General features: G+C 61.7%; 14 protein-coding genes and 1 tRNA gene. 8 read left to right on the forward strand and 7 right to left on the reverse strand.

The features are described from left to right. Positions 1 to 187: 187 nt before the first annotated feature. Both glgP and Hrd1104_RS10120 read right to left on the reverse strand, forming a co-directional pair. Positions 188 to 1,894, reverse strand: a complete 1,707-nt coding sequence (glgP, locus tag Hrd1104_RS10115) for an alpha-glucan family phosphorylase (protein ID WP_154552643.1) — start codon at positions 1,892 to 1,894, stop codon at positions 188 to 190. A gap of 243 nt (positions 1,895 to 2,137) precedes the next feature. Next, positions 2,138 to 2,407, reverse strand: coding sequence for a hypothetical protein (locus tag Hrd1104_RS10120; RefSeq protein ID WP_154552644.1), 270 nt, complete (start codon positions 2,405 to 2,407; stop codon positions 2,138 to 2,140). A 100-nt stretch (positions 2,408 to 2,507) separates the two neighbouring features. Between Hrd1104_RS10120 and Hrd1104_RS10125 the strand changes: the two genes are divergently transcribed. The 6 genes from Hrd1104_RS10125 (at position 2,508) to Hrd1104_RS10150 (ending at position 10,112) form a co-directional block, all read left to right on the forward strand. Beyond that, positions 2,508 to 4,403: an ABC transporter substrate-binding protein gene (locus Hrd1104_RS10125; RefSeq protein ID WP_154552645.1), complete on the forward strand. Its 1,896-nt coding sequence runs from the start codon at positions 2,508 to 2,510 to the stop codon at positions 4,401 to 4,403. Between the two features lie 142 nt (positions 4,404 to 4,545). Continuing rightward, positions 4,546 to 5,553: an ABC transporter permease gene (locus Hrd1104_RS10130; protein WP_154552646.1), complete on the forward strand. Its 1,008-nt coding sequence runs from the start codon at positions 4,546 to 4,548 to the stop codon at positions 5,551 to 5,553. Beyond that, complete coding sequence (locus tag Hrd1104_RS10135; protein WP_229770463.1) at positions 5,540 to 6,574, forward strand: ABC transporter permease; 1,035 nt, start codon at positions 5,540 to 5,542, stop codon at positions 6,572 to 6,574. The genes Hrd1104_RS10130 and Hrd1104_RS10135 overlap by 14 nt, the downstream gene beginning before the upstream one ends. Beyond that, on the forward strand, positions 6,574 to 8,802 hold the full coding sequence (locus tag Hrd1104_RS10140; RefSeq protein ID WP_154552648.1) for an ABC transporter ATP-binding protein: 2,229 nt from the start codon (positions 6,574 to 6,576) through the stop codon (positions 8,800 to 8,802). The genes Hrd1104_RS10135 and Hrd1104_RS10140 overlap by 1 nt, the downstream gene beginning before the upstream one ends. 18 nt (positions 8,803 to 8,820) lie before the next feature. After that, on the forward strand, positions 8,821 to 9,888 hold the full coding sequence (locus Hrd1104_RS10145; RefSeq protein WP_154552649.1) for a TrmB family transcriptional regulator sugar-binding domain-containing protein: 1,068 nt from the start codon (positions 8,821 to 8,823) through the stop codon (positions 9,886 to 9,888). Between the two features lie 17 nt (positions 9,889 to 9,905). Next, complete coding sequence (locus Hrd1104_RS10150; protein ID WP_154552650.1) at positions 9,906 to 10,112, forward strand: hypothetical protein; 207 nt, start codon at positions 9,906 to 9,908, stop codon at positions 10,110 to 10,112. 301 nt (positions 10,113 to 10,413) lie between these two features. On the opposite strand, the gene Hrd1104_RS10155 is transcribed toward Hrd1104_RS10150, so the two are convergent. The 5 genes from Hrd1104_RS10155 to Hrd1104_RS10175 form a co-directional block, all read right to left on the reverse strand. Next, positions 10,414 to 10,488: transfer RNA gene (locus Hrd1104_RS10155), tRNA-Glu, on the reverse strand. 77 nt (positions 10,489 to 10,565) lie between these two features. Next, positions 10,566 to 11,882 carry a helix-turn-helix domain-containing protein gene (locus Hrd1104_RS10160; RefSeq protein WP_154552651.1) on the reverse strand — a complete coding sequence of 439 codons (1,317 nt, stop codon included), beginning with the start codon at positions 11,880 to 11,882 and terminating at the stop codon, positions 10,566 to 10,568. Positions 11,883 to 11,962: 80 nt separating this feature from the next. Continuing rightward, positions 11,963 to 15,010, reverse strand: coding sequence for an FAD-binding and (Fe-S)-binding domain-containing protein (locus Hrd1104_RS10165; protein WP_154552652.1), 3,048 nt, complete (start codon positions 15,008 to 15,010; stop codon positions 11,963 to 11,965). Positions 15,011 to 15,106: 96 nt separating this feature from the next. After that, positions 15,107 to 16,555 (reverse strand): MATE family efflux transporter, encoded by a 1,449-nt coding sequence (locus Hrd1104_RS10170; RefSeq protein WP_154553236.1) that lies wholly within the window; start codon positions 16,553 to 16,555, stop codon positions 15,107 to 15,109. Positions 16,556 to 16,850: 295 nt separating this feature from the next. Then, complete coding sequence (locus Hrd1104_RS10175) at positions 16,851 to 18,218, reverse strand: serine hydrolase (RefSeq protein WP_154552653.1); 1,368 nt, start codon at positions 18,216 to 18,218, stop codon at positions 16,851 to 16,853. A gap of 528 nt (positions 18,219 to 18,746) precedes the next feature. On the opposite strand from Hrd1104_RS10175, the gene Hrd1104_RS10180 reads away from it, so the two are divergent. Both Hrd1104_RS10180 and Hrd1104_RS13145 read left to right on the forward strand, forming a co-directional pair. After that, positions 18,747 to 19,208 (forward strand): universal stress protein, encoded by a 462-nt coding sequence (locus Hrd1104_RS10180; RefSeq protein ID WP_154552654.1) that lies wholly within the window; start codon positions 18,747 to 18,749, stop codon positions 19,206 to 19,208. Between the two features lie 121 nt (positions 19,209 to 19,329). Then, the gene (locus tag Hrd1104_RS13145; protein ID WP_195837578.1) at positions 19,330 to 19,473 is read left to right on the forward strand and encodes a hypothetical protein; all 144 of its coding nucleotides are present in this window, start codon (positions 19,330 to 19,332) and stop codon (positions 19,471 to 19,473) included. The last annotated feature ends 61 nt before the right edge of the window (positions 19,474 to 19,534 follow it).

Consider the following 19,534-nt stretch of genomic DNA (forward strand, 5'->3'; position numbering starts at 1 on the left):
ACTCCACGAAGGCACCGCCAGTGAGTTCGAATCGTGCCTCCACGCTGGCACGGCAATCGTGTCTCCGCGCCGCCACAGTGGTTGATCACGCGTGCTCCCCGCTGGTCGAAGGCGGGCGAGTGGACGTATCGAAGCGATTCCCGCGACGAACACAAAAGAGACGCGAAGAAAGTGTTCTCAGCGCCGGTCAGTTCGTATAGGCGTCCATCAGGTACTCCCGGACCATCCGGCGAGTGTGATAGTACGGACCGTTGAACGCGATCGTCTGGCGCATCACGTCGATCCACTGCTCGCGGTCGTCGTAGTACGTCGGGACGACTTCGTTCTCGAGTTGATCGTACAGCGCCATCGCGTCCTGACGGGTCTCTTCTTCGTCGGAGGTCTGGTCAGGGGTGCTCTCTGCAGGTTCGGGGCCGATTTTCCAGCCTGTTTCGCCCTCGATGTGGCCCTCGACCCACCAGCCGTCCAGGGTTCCAAACTGCGGGATACCGTTGTAGGCAGCCTTCATCCCGGAGGTCCCACAGGCTTCGAGTGGGCGGCGAGGGTTGTTGAGCCAGACGTCGACACCCGAGGTCAGCTTTGCGCCCAGTTCCATGTCGTAGTTCTGGACGTACTCGACGTCGACGACGCCCTCGAGGTCTTTGGCGTTGGCGACGACATCGCGGATCTTCTGCTCGCCGTTCTCGTCTCCCGGGAACGCCGTCCCGGCGTAGATGACCTGGAAGTCACCGACGGTCTCGGCGATCTCCCGTAGACGGTCAGTATCGTAAAACAGCAGGTCGGCACGCTTGTAGGCGGCCGCCCGCCGGGCGAAGCCGATCGTCAGCGTCTCGGGATCGAGGTCGGCGCCCTCACGCTCGTTGATGAACTCGATTGTCTCGCGCTTCTGTGCCTGGTGGGCCTCCCAGAGATCCTCGTCGGGAAGCACCGTGGCGTGTTTGAACTTGTAGGGGTTCTCGCGCCACCCCGAAATGTGGTCGTCGTAGAGGTCACCGAAGGCGTCCCCGATCCAGTAGGGGACGTGAACGCCGTTGGTGATCGCATCGATGTCGAACTCGGGGAACATGTTCTGCGAGACCTCCTGGTGTTTCTTGGCGACACTGTTTGCGTACCCCGAGAGGTGCAACGCCAGCAGCGACATGTTCAGGCCCTGATCGTGACTGTAGGCCCGAAGCGCGTCGACGTCGAAGGACGGGCCGAGGGCGTCCGTGACCATCACCCAATCGAACTCGTCGTGACCGGCCTCGACCGGCGTGTGGGTCGTGAACGCGCTCTTCTCACGAACCTGCTCCGGGGAGAGTCCGCGGCCCTGCAGCAGTTCGGTCGTGAGAAACGCCGCGTGGCCCTCGTTCATGTGGTAGGTGTCGACGTCGTAGCCGAGCTCGTCGAGGATCCGGGTCCCGGCGATCCCGAGAACGAGTTCCTGGGCTAGAGTGACGTCCTCACCGTATCCCGGCGCATAGAGGCGCTGTGTGAACTGACGGGCTTTGTCGTCGTTGTCGTCGACGTTGGTATCCAGAAAGATGATCGGGACGACGCCGTCACTCTTCGTCGACTCGACGTCGTACCGCCAGGCCGTCACGGTCACATCACGGCCGAACACGGAGACGGTCGTCTCGACGTCCAGTCGGTCACAGTGTTTCTCTACCGGCCAGGGGTCCGGTTCGCTGATCTGTGAACCGTCTTCTTCGAGGGTCTGTCGGCAATACCCTTTCTCGTTGAGCTGTGTGACACACACAGCGGGAACCTCCATATCGGCCATCGAGCGGATCGTGTCGCCGGCGAGGACACCCAGACCGCCGCTGTAGGTGTTGAGGGCATTGTCGATGGCGATCTCCATCGTATAGTAGGCGATGCGTCCATCGAAGTCGGTGGTCGTATCGGTTGCGGTCATCGTTCTCGCATCTCGATTACCCGCATTTAAAAATCTGATGGAATATTCGAGTGCTAACGAAAACGACAGATATCGAATGAACGACCGATACTGCTAAATACCGACGTTAGAAGAGCTCAACGATGATTTTTCGCTATTTTATATTCAATCTGAAAAAGAGATAGTTTTATTCAGATTTCTGCGACCCTATGTTTTTATAAGCAACTCGCGTCGCGCGGGCAAAGCGTGAACGTGTCCAGTTCCTCACGTGGTGAAAAAGCGCACACTGAGGACGATAGCGAACCCGATCGTCCCGACAACGCCGTAAATGATCGCGACGGCGAACAATAGTCCAGCCAGCTCGTTGAGTAACGTTTGTTCACCACCTTGCCCGCCGGCGAGAACACTCGTCATGACTGATAAGAGTACCACAGCCAGCTCCAATACGACGAAACCGACGATTGCCGGGTGGTCGTCCCTGAAGCCACCAAGCAGCGACTGTGGAGCCGCTTTGGCGGTAGAATCTGCGTTCATACTGGTACATTCTCGTCTTCCGTTATAAATATTGTGTCACCAATCGGGGTGAATAACTGGAGCACAAATTATTTCAACCACGGCTATAAACTATGGGGGTATGCCGGACGGCAATACCGACGCGACGGAGATGAACTGGATGACACGACGCCGGCTGCTGGGTGCCGGCGGTGCGGCGGCAGTTGGCATGTTGGCCGGGTGTGGTGGCGGCGACACGACGACACAGGCAGACAGCAATGGGACGCCGACGGAGACGGACACCGGAGGGGGAGACACTGGCGAGGAAACCGAGACCAGCGAGCAGGGCGATCCGGCAGATCCAACCCTCTCGTTCGCCCAGTGGCCCAATCCGAATTCGTCGAACTACAACCCGTACAATACGAAGAACTTCCCGAAGCCCCGACGGTTCATGTTCGACCGGTTCATGTACTTCAACCTGGCGTCGGGAGAGTACGAGGGCTACGCTGTCTCGGATTGGGAGTGGGACGGCAACACGATTTCCCTGACCGTCCGGGACGGACTCACGTGGCAGACGGGCCAGTCCGTCACCGCCGACGACCTCCTCGCCCAGCTCGAACTGGACATGTACACCGGCGGGACCCTGAAGAATTACCTGGCTGAGGACATTCAGGAATCCGTCCAGAAGATCGACGACAAGACGGTCGAGCTCCGGTTGAGCGATGTCAACACGTCCATCGCGATGGGCCTGTTGCAGCCAAAGCACATTTACACGCCCTACACTCTCGATGGGGCGTCCTACGACGGCTTCGGGCGGTTCGTCGAGCGCTATCACGACGCCACGACGGACGACGAGCGCTCGGCAGTCACCAACGAACTGACCAGCAAGTGGACGATCACGCCCGACGACGATCCGGTCGGTGCCGGACCGTTCCAGTTCGAAGACGCCGACTCTCAGCGGACCCTCCTCACGAAGTACGAGGATCACCCGGACGCAGACCAGTTCAACTACCCGGAACTCGAGTACCGGTACTCACCGTCGAACCAGAAGCGCTGGCAGATGCTCCAAAACGGCGTCACGGACGGGTACGATACCCTCTTCATGCCCGAAAATCAGCTCAAGAAGCTGCCCGACAACGTCGTGGTCGGGACGATCCCGCGCCACTACGGGATGGGGCTCATTCCCAACTGGGAGAACAAACATCTCGGAAAGCGAAAGGTCCGCCAGGCGTTCGCCTACGCGATCAGGCGTCAACTCGTCGCTCGTAACTCCGGCGGCGGCACCGGCACCAAGGCCGGCGTCAACGTGCCGAGTGGAATCACCAGTCAGCTGACCGGTGACGTCAAGGAGTGGCTCGGTGACGACTACGACAAGTTCGAAAAGTACCAGTACGACACCGAGAAGGCAGCCACGCTGATGCGCGAAGCTGGCTACTCCAAATCCGGCGGCATGTGGCGCGACAGCGACGGGAACAAGATCTCGATGGATCTGAAAGTGACGTCGGCGTTCTCCGATTGGGTCTCTGCCGACCAGACCATCGTCTCACTGCTACAGGACTTCGGGATCGACGCCAATTTGATCACGGAATCGTCCTCGACGTACTGGGGGAAATCCTACGTCAACAGCGACTTCGATATGGCCACCCAGTCCTGGACGGACTACGGCCGACGGTACCCGTTCTTCCACCAGAGCTGGATGCTCAACAGCAACGATGCGACGTCCTACTGGAACGTGCCCGAGACCGTCGAGGTCCCGCCGTACGGGCAGCCGAACGCCGAACCGGAAGAAGTCAACCCGCTTCCGAAGCTCCAAAAGCTGTCGTCTGCGACCGGTGACCAGGCCGCGCAACTCGTCAAAGAGCTGGCCTGGATCATCAACCAGTCACTGCCGGCGATCCCGATGATGGAGAAACAGGCCCAGACGTTCATGACGACCGACGACTGGAACGTCCCGGCCAAGGATAGCGACAAGCTCCAGACCTACTGGCCCAACGAGTGGCTCCCGCGACGGGGAGACTGGACGGCCAAGCTCGAATAGACAACGACACACCGGCTGGCGAGCGAGCGGTTGTCCACCACACGCCGATCGTCCACTTCCCCACAGGGTTGCTCGCTCGGCACGCCGGTGACGAAACCACCACAAATACTTCCGTTTCGTCCACAATACACGACGAATAACCATGAATTATGTACTAAAACGAACCGGACGCGCTGTCTTTACCGTCTGGGCCGTCATCACGCTCACGTTCGGGTTGATCCGATTGTTACCCGGTGGCCCAATGCAAGCCCTGCGCGGCTACCTCATGCAGCAAAATCCGAGCATCTCTCCAGCCGAGTTGCAGGCACGGATCGAGGCATTGACGGCGATCTCTCCGGACGAACCAATCTGGGTACAGTACGGCAATTATCTCTGGGGGCTCCTCCAAGGTGACTTAGGCCAGTCCGTCTGGCTCAACGAGCCAGTCTCGATGGTCCTTGCCGAGCGAGCGCCGTGGACGCTGTTCATCATGACGACTGGGTTGTTCCTGATGTTCGTCATCGGGATCGGACTCGGGGCGTTCATGGCCTACCGGGAAGGGAGCAAATTCGACATCACGACGACGGGCGTTGGGATCCTCCTGCAGTCAGTCCCGTTCTACGTCGTTGGACTGGTGTTGATCGCGTTCGTCGGCTACCAGTGGGAACTGTTGCCCACCGGAGGCCACTACGCGTCCGGGGTCACACCTGGATTGAACCTCGAATTCGTCATTAGCTCGATCAAACACGCGACACTCCCGGTCGGCTCACTCGTGTTGACCGGGTTCGGGGGCTGGGCGCTGAACATGCGGGGCAACAGTATCCGAATCCTCGGAGAAGATTACCTCCGGGTCGCGCGACTCCGGGGACTCTCGGAGGGCCGCATCGCGCTGCGATACGTCGGCCGGAACGCGCTGTTGCCGATGTACACGCTGTTGCTCATCTCGATTGGCTACATGTTTGGCGGCTCGGTCATCCTCGAAGAGATCTTCGCGTATCCGGGGCTGGGCCGGAAGCTGATCCAGTCGATCGGGCGGCGTGACTTCCCTGTGATGATGGGTGCGTTCCTCCTCATCACGATCGCAGTGGTGATCGGCGTCTTCATCGCCGATCTGACGTACGGTCTTATCGACCCGCGAGCTAGCGGAGGTGCTGAACGTGAGTCGTACTAACGCAGATTCGGAGTATGCATTCGAAGTAACGGCCGAAAAGACACTGTCACGGCGCGATCGGATCCGCCATCGCGTCGACCAGTTCCTGCTTGCCCCAGCCCGGATCCTCTGGACAGACTGGCGAGCACGCATCGGACTATTCATCATCGGGCTGTTCCTCTTTCTCTCGTTGATCGCGCCTAGCCTGGTCGCGCGGCCGGAACCACTCGGCCCGCTCCTGGCAGCACCGTGGCCGTGGGGAACCCTGGAATATCCGCTTGGGACGACCTATCTCGGCGAGAGTGTACTGGCACAGCTCGTCCACGGCGCGCCGAGCATGCTGAAGATGATCCTCTCCGGGGCCCTGTTCACCGTCGTCGTCGCGACGGTGATCGGGACGACGGCCGGATACAAGGGCGGGACTGTCGATGGCGTCCTGATGACGATCTCTGACATCGCCATGACGATCCCCGGCCTGCCCCTGGTTATTATCCTCGCGGCATCGCTGCCGATCGCCGGGAATCCGTACCTCATTGGCATTCTGCTGTCGATCAACGCGTGGGCGGGACTGGCCCGCTCGCTGCGCTCGCAGGTGCTGACGCTCAGGGAGTCTGAGTACGTCGAGGCCTCACGGATCATGGATATCTCGCTGACGCGCATCCTCGGGATCGACATCATTCCGAATCTGATGCCGTACATCGCGATGAACTTCGTCCAGCAGGCCCGCTGGGTGATCTTCAACTCTGTCGCACTGTACTTCCTCGGCGTGTTGCCCTACAGCAGCACGAACTGGGGAGTGATGATGAACTCGGCATACCAGAAAGCCGGTGCTGTCACGTCACTCGAGGCGTTCCACTGGCTCGCAGTGCCGATGTTCGCAGTCGTCCTCGTCGCACTCGGCCTGACGTTGCTCGCGCAGTCGGCAGACAGGTTATTCAACCCGCGCGTGCGTGCGCGCCACGCCGAGACAGTAACCGGGGAAGACGGACCCGAAGAGGACGAAGAAAGTGAACCGACAACCTCCGTAGGAGCGGTTTCATAATGGCAACGAACGATTCTATCGACACGGTGACGCAGGCGGAACCGATCGGCGGTCAGCAAGACGATATCATGACCGTCCGAGATTTGGTCGTCTCCTACGAGACGGGCGAAGGCAAGGCAAACGTCGTCAACGGCGTCGACGTCGATATCCACCGAGGAGAGATCCTCGGTATCGTCGGCGAAAGCGGCAGTGGCAAGTCGATGTTCGCCTCGGCACTGCTCGACGCCGTCGAGAAGCCCGGAAAGGTCTCGGGAGACATTACCTATCAACCAGCAGAAGGTGAGGCGATCGACGTCCTCGACATCCCGACCGCACAGCTGAAGTCGCTTCGCTGGGAGGAGATTTCGATGGTCTTCCAGGGGGCACTCAGTTCGTTCAACCCGACGATGACGATCAAGGGCCACTTCGAGGAGACGCTCAGAGCCCACGACGTCGGTCAAAACGAAGGCATCGAGCGGGCTAGGGAACTGCTCTCTGACCTGTATCTCGATCCGGATCGGGTACTGGATTCGTATCCACACGAACTCAGTGGCGGCATGTCCCAGCGAGCACTGATCGCGCTGAGCATCGTCCTCGAACCGTCAGTGCTAGTCATGGACGAGCCGACCGGCGCCCTGGACCTGTTGATGCAGCGCTCGATTTTGAGCCTGATCGACGACGTCCAGGAGAAGTACAATCTCTCGATCGTGTTCATCACCCACGACCTCCCGCTGGTCGCGGGGCTGGCTGACAGATTGGGTGTCCTGTACGCCTTCGAGATCGTCGAGTTGGGGCCATCAGACGAGATCATCACGGAGCCGGGCCACCCCTACACCAGATCGCTGTTGAAGGCCGTTCCGAACCTCGATGCGCCACTGGACACGATGCAACCAATCGACGGATCGGCCCCACATCCCTCGAATATCCCGGCAGGTTGTACGTACGCCGACCGGTGTTCGCTCGCGACCGAGGAGTGTCTAGAAGAACACCCGCCCTTCCACGACATCGGGACGGACAACGGCGGGGCAGCGTCGACGGACGAAGACCACTTCGCGGCGTGTTATCATTGGGAGCGAGCCAGAGCGGAGATGCCACTCGAGATCGACGCCGACGCCTACGAGGGTACCGTCGATCGGGAACGGCGCCCGACGGCCGACGACGAGACAGTCGTCACTCTCGATGACGTCGAAGTCCACTTCGAGAAAGACCAGAACATCCTCGATCTCTTCGAAGAGCCGGACATCGTCCGGGCCGTCGACGGCGTCTCCCTGGAAATTCCAGAAAACGACGTGGTGGCGCTGGTCGGGGAGAGTGGCTGTGGCAAGACGACGCTTGGCAAGACCGGGATCGCCGCCCAGCGACCAACGGGCGGGACTGTCTCCTATCGGGGTCAGGACATCTGGGCCACCAAAGACGACGGGATCGGCGAGATCGACTACAAGGAGATCCGCAAATCCCTCCAGATCATCCACCAGGATCCGGGCGGCGCGTTGAACCCCAACCGGACCGTAATGGCATCTCTCGCCGCACCGCTAAAGCGGTGGCAACCGGACTTAGAGAGCGAAGACCGACAGGCACGCGTCCTGGGAATGCTCGAGCGGTGTGGGCTCGAACCGGCAGCTGATTACGCCAATCGCTATCCACACCAACTGTCGGGTGGCGAACAACAGCGGGTCGCACTGATCCGCGCACTGTTGATGAACCCCGACATGATCTTGGCCGACGAGGCCGTCTCGGCGCTCGACGTCTCGCTGCGCGTCGAGATGATGAACCTCATGTTGGAGCTCCAAGAGCAGTTCAATACGTCCTACCTGTTCATCTCTCACAACCTCTCGAACGCCCGGTATCTCGCCGAGAAATCCGACGGTCGACTCGGCATCATGTATCTGGGCGAGATCGTCGAGATCGGTCCTGCGGGCGAAGTGCTCGCAGATCCGAAACATCCCTACACGAAAGTCCTGAAGTGGGCAACTGCCTCGGTCGAACCCGACCAGGAGGTTTCGGAGCCGCCGATTCGATCGATCGACATCCCCGATCCGGTGAACCCGCCGTCGGGCTGTCGGTTCCACACGCGGTGTCCTGAAGCCCGAGAAGTCTGTAAACACGAGTCTCCGGCCCTCGGTGGCGACATCGAAGGTGGACGAACCCATTCCGCAAGTTGCTTCCGGGACGACGAAGATCACGAATACTGGGACAGTGAACCGCTCACCGACGAAGACACAATGGCTTCCATCGACGAAACGGTATAACGCCCACATTCGCCTGTCATGAGTCAAGCGAAACAGCGATCACAAATCATCGAGCAACTCGAACGGCTCGACCTCTCGGATAAGGAGATCGAGACGTATCTGGAGATCCTTGATCTGGGGAAGGGGACTGCGAGTGAGATCGCCGAGAACGCCGATATCTCGCGGCGATACGTCTACAGTCTCGTCGAAGAGCTCGAAGACCACGGCTTCGTGAAAGTCCACGACTACACCGAACCCCGGATCATCGAAAGTCGACCGCCACAGGAAGTGATCGACGAGATCGTCGGCGATCTCGAAGCGGTTGGTGATCTCCTCTCACGGCGATACGACGAGAATCCCGACGAGATGATCACCTTCGACGTGATCAAATCCCGCCAGACGGCCCTCAAACAGCTTCGAGAAATGATCGGGGACGCCGAAGAAGAGCTGTTCCTCGTCGCCCCGAAGTCCACCTTCGACGAGCTGCGGCCGTCACTCTCTGGGGCGATCGATCGGGACGTCTCGATTTACCTGCTGAAAACAGCCGGGAACCGACAAGACCTCAGAGAGAATACCGAACAGTACGAGGGCGCCGCGACCGTCGTCCGACATTGGGGAGAGCCGACGCCGTTCGTCCTGGCGCGGGACAACCGGGCTGGCATGATCGGTGATCACGACCTCATCGCCGGGTCACGGCCCGAAGCGGACAGTATCTCGGTCGTCGAGCGACGCCTGACGACCGCCCTGTTCGGTTCGTACGTGAGTGGGTTCTGGCAGATGGGCGAAGAGATATATCTGGCTCCGCCGCGGGACCTGCCGCTCACCTACCATCATATCCGCCCGGCAGCCATTCAGGCGATCCTCCACGTCGCCAGAGACCAACCCATCAAGGCCACGGCTACTGCCGTGCCGGTCAACGGGACCCGGAAACGAGAGATCACAGGCGATGTCATCGATGTCATCCAGGGCCTCGTCGCCCCCACGACGAACAGTTTCCCCCTCGAATACGGCCTCAAACTACAGATCGGGGCAGATGAGATCAAAGTGGGTGGCGAAGGGGCGTTCCTCGAGGATTACCGGGCACTTGATATCACCCTGCACAAGTAATAGAGTAGCTGCCAGCTATGAGTATGAACACGCTGTGGTCGTTCCTGTTGACGATGGATCTCATCCTGATGACGATGCTCGCACTGGTGTTCCCAGTGATCGAACCTGGCACGGCCGTCCACGCCATCGCAATCGTGACAGGTATCCTACAGCTCATCATTCTGGCCGGTATCGTCCTCATTCTCCGTGTCGATTGGGTGCCGTTTTCGGGATCTGAAGCGTAGCCGACACCCGGCGCTGATTGCTCGAACTCACTTGGTTCTCGAGTCGCACGTGAGTGGTGATCGGTCAAAACCCGGGGAATGTGCGTCACTCACGGATTTGCTCGCGACAGAAGTGCACCGTGAGACGAGTGCCGCCCGTCTCCCGTGCCCTCGTTCGCTCGCGAACGCTCGCTCACGAGAACTCCGGCAGGGATTGAGCCGAGTGAAGACGTCCCGGGGAGCTCACTTCGTTGCAGTTCCGGGACTGTGGCCCCGGTTCAAATGCTGCATGCGTCACTCACGGATTTGCTCGCGACAGAAGTGCTCCGGCAGGGATTTGAACCCTGGTCCTTGCCGTGAGAGGGCAAGATGATTGGCCGGACTACACCACCAGAGCGCACTCAGACGTTGCGTAGAGACGGGTTTAACGGTTCCGCTTTCACTCGATTACGCTATTCTCTCACAGGGCCACGCTCACTGCTCGCTGTCATCGATATCGTCGAACGGTGATCGAGCGGCCGCAGGCTCGTTGCCCGGCAAACTAATGATGTTCTCTCGGCCGACCCGCAGTTTGGTGATCTCGTCGTCGTCTTCCATCTCCGAGAGGAGCATACTCACCTTGGACTTCGACCACTCGGTGGCGTCGACGATAGCGGTCTGTCGCATCCGCCCACCATGCTCCTCCAGAAGATTCACAACCCGATCACGGTCGCTGAGCAACTCGGCCTCGTCGACGCTCGGTTCGGCGGGGGTGGGGGAGTCGGCCACAGTGTCGGCCGGTCGGTCAGTGTCGTCGGTGGTCGTCCCGCTGGCGCCCGCTTCATCCGGGTCGAAGACGCCATTCAGCCAGGCTGCAACCCCGATCCCGAGGGCGATGAGACCGAGTGCTGCCAGGACCACCAGGGGACCGAAATCGGGACCCGTGGCCCCGGCGGCGGTCGTCGGCGATTGACCGGTGGTCGTCAGGGCTGGTGTCGCAGTCGGTGTCGATCCGGTTCCGCCTGGCTCGGTCCCGCCAGCTTGGCGCGTTGTCGTCGTTGGCGTGAGAAGGGCACTGGACGGTTGGAAGACGACGGACGGATGCTGGTCGGTGAACGTTTGCTCGCCAACCCAAGTGATGGAGTCGCTCTGTGGGATCGTCAATCCGGAGCTGTTGGTCGGTGATGGGGTGGCGCGTTCGAACGCCAACTCGGGCCCGGCGACGAACCGCAGTCGCTGGTCGGACTGGATGTGGAGGCCGCCCTGGAAGACGTCACTCACGAGGATGTCCTCGCCCTGGCGTGTCCCGAAGTTCGTCCACGTGAACGACATTTCGACGACGCCACGGTTACCCAGTGGTGTGACGTAGGCATCACGGCTGAAGTTCGTCGCGTTCATCGAGCGCCCGGTGACGTTCGCCCCAGTCGCCGCGAGCGCTGTTGCTTGATCGACGAACCCAGCATACAGATCCGTCTGGTTGGTCCGGAAATTCGCTGCAAACGCCTCGAAGTTGTCCCGTTCAGACTCGTTGTCGCCGAATACCCGCGCATACTGGAACGTCCAACGTGCAGCAGTCGTCTGTGAAACCTCGATGCGGAACAAGGTCTGATCGAAGTCCTCGGCCCCGACCGCCAGCAGCGTCGCCCCACGATCGGGAGCCGCGACGGCAGGTGAGGGGGAAGACGGAGCCGCCTCGTCCAGCTGGTCACCGGACGAGAAGGCAAGAGGCAGACCGTTTGCAGCTGCGATCGGGGCCCCGACGAGGGCGGCGACCACCAGGACGAACCCGACCGCAGCGACCCGTCGGGACATCTGTTCGACTAGTCCGCTCGCCAGCATATAAGCGCTGTGACTGGGTTCGTCCCCGCCACGTCGGGTGAATCGGCGACCAATTACGCCACGAGGTCCGTGGCCAACACCTCGACGGGATGGGGTGGATCGTCACTGGCAGTCTCACCTTCGCCGATCTGGTGGCGGCAAGACGCACCAGGGGCGATGACGCGCTCGCCCGGACTCGACTCGATCTGATCGAACAAGATCTGCCCGACGGCCTGGCTCAACGAGTAATGTTCGGCCTCGTAGCCGAAGGAACCAGCCATCCCACAACAGCCGCTGTCGAGATGATCGACTGCAAACCCGACGCGCGACAGCACCGACGACGTGTGATGGTCTTTCTTGACGGCCTTCTGCTGGCAGTGTCCGTGGTAGGTCAACGTCTCGCCGGTCGGCTCGACGTCGAGTTGCTCGACCAGCCCGTGCGTCTCCAGATACTCGAAGACGCCGTAGGCGTTCTCGGCGAGCGTTTCGACGTCCGAACCCGAGAGGAGATCCAGATAATCGAGCTGGAACATCACCGCGACGGAGGGTTCGACGCTCACCACGTCCCAGCCCTCGGCGACCCGGGGCGCGAGCGTATCGACGTTCTCGCGGGCGTGCTCGCGGGCCATATCGAGAAAGCCCTTCGAGTGGGCTGCCCGGCCGCTGTCTTCGACCGCGGCGGGGACCTCGACGTGGACCCCGGCAGCTTCGAGCACTTCCACGGCAGCTTTGCCGGCCTGGGGCCGGTTGTAATTCGAGAACGTATCGGGAAACAGCAACACCTTGTGCTTGGCCTCCTCGATGGGGACCTGCGGTCCGCGGTCGGCAAACCAGTCGACGAACGTCTCCCGGTAAAACGTCGGGAAACTCCGTTCGCGAGCGATCCCGAGAAGTTTCTCCTGGAGGAAGCTCGCTCCGGGCACCGACTGTGCCCAGTTCGAAACCGGCGCGAGTGCACTCCCGAGTGGGAACAGTCGATCGACGTTGGCAAACAGCTTGTCCCGGAGGCTGGAGCCGTGTTCCTGGTGGTGCTGGTGGACGACTTCGGCTTTGAGCTTGGCCATGTCGACCTCGCTGGGGCAGTCTTTGGCACAACCTTTACAGCCGATACACAGATCGAGCACCTCCGTGACGAACTCCTCGTCGGTCACGTCGTCGGGCAGGTCGCCACTCATGGCCTGGCGGAGCATGTTCGCTCGACCCCGAGTCGAGGTGATCTCTTCCTCGCTTGCCCGGAAGGTGGGACACATCACGCCGCCGGTCGTATCCTGGGGACCGCGACACCCACCACAGCCGTGACAGAGTTCGACCATACCCTGCATCCCGTTGTCGTTGTCCCAGTTGAGGGTCGGCTCGAACCCGAGCTCGAAGTCGTAGTCGGGGCTGAACCGGAGGTGCTCGGTCATGTCGTGGTCGCCACAGATGTTGCCCGGATTGAGCAACCAGTCGGGATCGAACGCGGTCTTCAGTTCCTCGAAGGTCTCCCAGAGATCATCGCCGTACAGTTTGCGGTTGAACTGCGAGCGAGCCCGCCCGTCACCGTGTTCGCCAGAGACGCTACCGCCGTACTCGACGACCAGATCGGTCGCCCCTTCAGCGATAGCCTCGAACTGCTCCATGCCCTCCGTGGTCTTGGTGTTGACCAAGGGCCGGATGTGCAGACAGCCCGGGCCGGCGTGGGCGTAGAAGGCTGCAAAGGTCCCGACGTCTTCGAGCAACTCCTGGAAGTCCGCGACGTATTCGGGGAGATTCTCCGGCGGGACGGCCGTGTCCTCGATGAAGCTGATGTGTTTGGCGTCGGTCGTCCGGCCCAGCAAGATTGGGTTGCCGCTCTTGCGGAGTTTCCAGAAGCGCTTGCGCTCGTCGTCGGCGTGGGCCTCCTGAGCGTCGAAGGCGTAGTGGGGATCGTCGGTGATCTCTGTGGCCCCGTCGCTGGGTTGCAGTTCGCTTTCGCCATCGGGCACACGGTCGGCGATCAGATCGGCGACTTTCTGGCGGCCCTCCTGGTCGGTCTCGGCGTAGAATTCGACGAGCAACATCGCCCCCGTCCCCTCGGGAACCATCTCCGCGACGAGCGGGCCGAAATCCTCGGTTTGCCCCGCAAGCTCCAGCAGTGTCTCGTCGAGCACTTCAAGCGCCGATGGATCGTGTTCGAGGATGACGGCGACGTCTTCCATCGCGGCGACGAGATCCTCGTAGGCCAGCAATGCGATGGACTTCGTTTCGGGGACCGGCTCCAGGGAGACCTCGGCCTCGGTGATGACGGCGAGGGTACCCTCGCTCCCGGCCAACAGGCGCGCGAGGTTGACCGTGCCCTCCGCGGCCTCCTCGATCAGCCGATCCAGGTTGTATCCCGAAACGTTGCGTTTCAGGTCCGGGAACCGCTCGTCGACGGTGTCGGCCTCCTCCTCGAGAATCCGATCGACCTCCGCGTAGATCCGCGATTCGAGGTCGCCGTCCGGATCGGCTCGATCCTGTAGTTCCTCCAGCGTGACCTCGCCAAATTCCGTGACCGTCCCATCCGCGAGGACGACTTCAACCGAGTCGACGTAGGCGTCGGTCTTGCCGTACTTCAGCGAGTGTGAGCCGGTAGAGTTGTTGCCGATTGCGCCGGCGACGGCGCTTTTGTCGCCGTAGGCCGGGTCGGGCGCGAATTTGAGATCGTGTTCGGCGAACTCCTTGTTCATGTCGCCGATGTACGTCCCGGCTTGGACCCGAGCCCGAGCGTTCTCGGGGTCCGTCTCCAGCACCGAGTCCATGTAGCGAGTGAAATCCAGGACCACGGCCTCGTTGACAGTCTGGCCGGCCAGACTCGTACCCCCACCCCGTGGCAGGACCGGAATCTCCCGTTGGGCACAGTATTCGACGACACTGGCCACGTCGGCCGTCGATGTCGGGAAGACGACGCCGATGGGCAACACCTCGTAGGCGCTTGCGTCGGTCGCGTACAGTTCCCGTGAATACTCATCGAAGCGGACGTCCCCGTCGATCCGCTCGCGAAGATCCGCGACGAGCCCCGGCCGCTGTACCTCCTCGCTCGTATAGTCATAATCCGCGCGGACGTCCGTAGCCGGATCCGTGTGCTCGGGTACCCCCGGTCCGACCTGGTTACTCGTTCCCATGGGAGTAGGCTACGACCCAACCGAGATATATGTCACGCTCTCGGCGCGGCGGGTGTCACTGACCGAACAGGGAACGGTGGCCGCGGCCGTTGCCGTCTATCCAGCAGAGGGAGCCTCCTCGCTAGCGGACTCCTCGCCACTGGACTCTTCGATGACGGCCTCTTTCCACGTCCCACGAGTAAACCACAACACGGCGACGATCCCACCGATGACGTCACCGGCCGCGAAGCCGATCCAGATACCCAGTTCGCCGAGCATCCCTGGATCGACCGCGAGCAGGTACACGAGCGGGACACGACCGAGCCACAGCGCGACGATCGAGAGGACCATCGCGATTCGGGTGTTGCCCGCACCGCGGAACGCCCCCAGAATGACCTGAAACAGGCCCATAAAGCCAAACTCGAAGGCCCTGACTTGCAGGTACGTCGCCGCGAACGCGAGCGTAACTGCCGCTTTTTCAGTCCCGGTCCCGAGGAACACGCCGACGATCTGCTCGGGGAAGATGAAAGCCACCACGGCCGCGACCAACAGCACGCCGACAGCGACTTTCGAGGCGAGCCAGGTGGCCCGTTCGGCCCGCTCGGGCTTGCCGGCCCCGAGGTTCTGGCCGACCATGGTGTTGGTCGCCCGACCCAGCCCCATCGACGGCAGGAACACGATCGTCCCGATGCGATTCGTGAGGCCGTAGGCGGCCACGACCGCGGGCGAGAACATCGAAACCATCGCCGTCATCGTGATCTGTCCCAGCGCTGCGGCCGATTGCTCGGCCGTCGTCGGCAAGCCCAGGTCGACGATATCCCGGATGACACGCAGATCCGGCCACAGGTGGCGGATCTCGACAGCCGGGCCGTACCCGCCAAAGAACAGCAGCGCGATCCCGACGACGGCTGCCAGCCCGCGCGAGGAGACCGTCGCGATGGCTGCACCCTCGATGCCGAGGCCGCCAAAGGCCGTCAGGTCGGCCAGCGTCGCACCGATCGCGTCGAGACCGGGCGGGTAGAACAGTGGGTTGTCGGCGAACCCGAAGATGAGGATGGGATCGATAACGAGGTTCAGTGCGACGCTGCCGGCCATGACGTACATCGGCGTCTTCGTGTCGCCGTACCCACGCATCACCGTCGAGAACACGAAGAAGGTAAACAGGAACGGCAACCCGAGGTAGAACACTTCCATGTAGTCGTTGGCCATCGGGATGATCCGCTCGGTCGTCGCCGCCCCGGACGGCAGCAAGGCGAGCAACTGGTCGGACAACAAAAAGCCCGTGATGCCCAGAATCGCGGCCATACTGATGACGAAGGTCAACTGGTTGCCCGTCACTTTGCCGGCCGAGCCATCGCTGTCAGCACCGGTGTACTGGGCAACGAGGATCGCGCCGGCGGAGTTGAACCCGCCAGCGATCGAAATAAAGAGAAAAATGAGGGGCCAGGCGATGCTCAGCGCACCGACGGCGTCGGTCGAGTAGTGGCCCAGCCAGATCGTATCTGTCACGTTGTAGGCGACGTTCAGCAGTTGAAAGACCACCAGCGGCCAGGCGATAGAGAGCATCGGGCGGATAAGCGTCCCCTCGGTGATATCGCTCTGGGACTCAGACTTCTCCACGAAGAAATAGTTCACCCGCTGTGGTTTAATACTCTTCGGATCGTTGCCGTCCGGGTGTTCGCCGGTCGTCGGTCCCCCCCGCAAACAGTCACTGGCCGTGGAATCCTCTCCGCAAACAGCCAGTCGGTATCCTCCGGGAGGTTGACAAAGTGCGTTCGAACGAGGTCAAAAGCGATTCCGCAACCAGCTAGACGGTGTGTGCCTTCGACCGTATTCGTCTCCAATCGTGGTCGCCCCTGTCTCAGATGTCGTTCTCGAAGTAGTCACGAGTGGGCCAGGTGTCGACGTTGCGAGTGGCTCGGAGGAGGGTTCGCTGGGCGGCCACGTTGAACTGTTCGAACAGCTGGTCCGGTGACCGTCCGTTGAACAGGGCGAGGAGGGTTCGTGAGTTGGTCCGGTCGTGTGCGAGGAAGGCGTAACTGCCGGGCAGCGATCCGTTATGCCAGAGCAGCGTCCCGTCCCCACTGCGATCGACGAACCAGCCCAGGCCGTAGTACTGATCGGCACCGTCCCAGTGGCTCACGTCCGGGCGAGCGAACATTTGCTCCCTGGTTTCGACGTCGAGTACGTCCGGGACACCACCCAGCCCATCGATGCCACGGACGAACCGCAACAGGTCCGGGGCCGATCCGACCCACCCGCCGTCGGCGTCCAGGGCTTCTCCCAGGACTCCGGCGCCGTAGGGACGCGGAACCTCCCCTTCACCGGGGAACGGGGACTCGACCGTGGCGTGACTCAGATAGCTGACCTCCTCTGCGCGGAGGTTCGTCTTTCGGGTCGCACCGATGGCGACATCCCCCGCGCCGAGCGGTTCCAGAATGGTCTCCCGGACGTGACGCTCGTAGTCCTCGCCGGTGACACCCTCGATAACACGGCCAAGGACGCAGTAGCCCAAATTAGCGTACTGGAATTGGGTGCCGGGATCGTAGCCGAGGTCCCGGTCGAGCGCGAATTCGATCGTCGTTTCGGCGCTGGCTGGCGGCGTTGTCCCTTGGGCTTTGGCCACCTTGGTCGGCGCGAATACCGGATCGAACCCGATCGTCCCGCGGTCCCAGCCAGCCGTATGGGCGAGAAGTTGGCGGACCGTGATCTCCTCGACACGGGGATCGGCCGGTCCCTCGGCCGGGAGCAGGTCCGAACGGATCTCGAAGGCCCGATCGTCGAGCGACAGTGTCCCCTTCTCGACGAGATCAAGGGTTGCGACGGCGGTGATCGGCTTCGAGAGGCTGCCGATGCGGAATGGGGCCGCCGGGCGGACGGGTTCGTCGCTGTCCGGGCCGACGGTTCCGTATCCGCGCGTGAACACGAGTTGTTCCCGCTCCATCACCGCTACCGTCGCGCCCGGAATTCCCCATTCCGCCAGCAACGGCGGAAGTGCCTCGTCGAAGGTCTCGACGCCGCCCGGCTGACCGGTCTTCGGGATCGTTTCGGCCCGGGCTGTCGTCTCGGTCCCACTGTGCGTCGGCGTCGCTGTAGTGGTCCCCATCGGTGCGGTCGTGTCGCTGGGTCCGCTGTTGGTCGGTGACGTCGTCGCGTCCGAACAGCCGGCGAGTCCGGCGATTGCCGTCCCGAGGCTCACGAGCACCGATCGTCTGGAGGGCTTTCCCATACGTACACCGTGACCCCAAGATGCGCTTCAAGGTTTGGAACGCGGAAAAATGGCTCCGTTGGCTATTGACACCTGTCGGCGAGTCATCGTGGACATGGAGAGCAAAGACGCCTCGGGCGAGTGGACAGCGATCGGGCCAGGACATGTGGCGTCGACCCTCCGCTCACAGCGACCAGCATCGCCGAGGATTTGCCACTGGACAGCGCGCCGACGGCGTCGGCCAAGTACTGGCCCAGCCAGATCGCATCTGTCACGCGATAGGCGCCGTGCAGCAGGCGAAAGACCACCAACGGGCCACACAATAGTGAATACTGGACAGGTGAGCGTGTCCTCGGCGATATCGCGTTGGGACTTGGACGTATCTACGAAAGATGATTTTTCGCCTGATTTCACTCCTCTTCGGATCGACTCCCGACGGCCGGCTTCAGTCTCGCTCGTACCCCCGTCGGGCGGGATTGCACGGGCGGATCTGACTCCGGTGCCTGGCTGACCGCCACGTTGATTACGGTTTCGGCCGGACGTGTGGGCATGGCACGACACTTGGTTGTCGTCATGGACGGCAACGAGCGAGAGATCGAGCTGCTGGAGACGGCGACGGCGTTCAGTGACTGTCGTGGAGCGGAGTTGCTGGTGTTGCGTACCGCTTCCCCGGCAGACTACGATCAGATGGCAGAGACCATGGAGACGATCGGTGAGGTCGAACAACGGAGTTACTCCGACGACGAACTCCGGGAGGGGCTGAAAAGCGATGCCAGGAAGGCAGCCGAGGAAGCCACCGACGGAACTGACGTGACTGCCGAGGTGCGCCTGGCTATCGTCGACGACGACGAGCGTGCCGAGACGATCCTCTCGACAGCCAGAGACAACGACTGTGAACACGTATTCCTCGTCGGGCAGCGACGCTCACCGACCGGCAAAGCGTTGTTCGGCGACGTCACCCAGGAGGTTATCCTGAACTTCGACGGAGAGATTACGCTCTCGATGGAGTGATCGGCTCCTGAACGCCACGTCAGCGACCGTCGCCGTCGAGCCCAGGTGGGCAGCCACAGAGAACCCCTTCGAGATTGCCCCTTCTGTAAGTTCTTTTTGTCAGGCCATCGATTCGTCGGCCATGGCAACGAGTGTGTCATCCCTCTCGGCGTGTCCGGCATGTGGCAGCGGCGACCGCGAACGAGTCAGCACCGATCAGGTCCCGGGCGGCATCGACTGGCGCTATTTCGCCTGTGAGGCGTGTGGCCACGAGTGGCGAGCCTGACGGGATCTGGGCTCGATATCACCGACACACTCGCCGATCACGGGAGTTTTGCCTCCGGTCG

This window comes from Halorhabdus sp. CBA1104, assembly GCF_009690625.1.
Classification (GTDB): Archaea; Halobacteriota; Halobacteria; order Halobacteriales; family Haloarculaceae; genus Halorhabdus.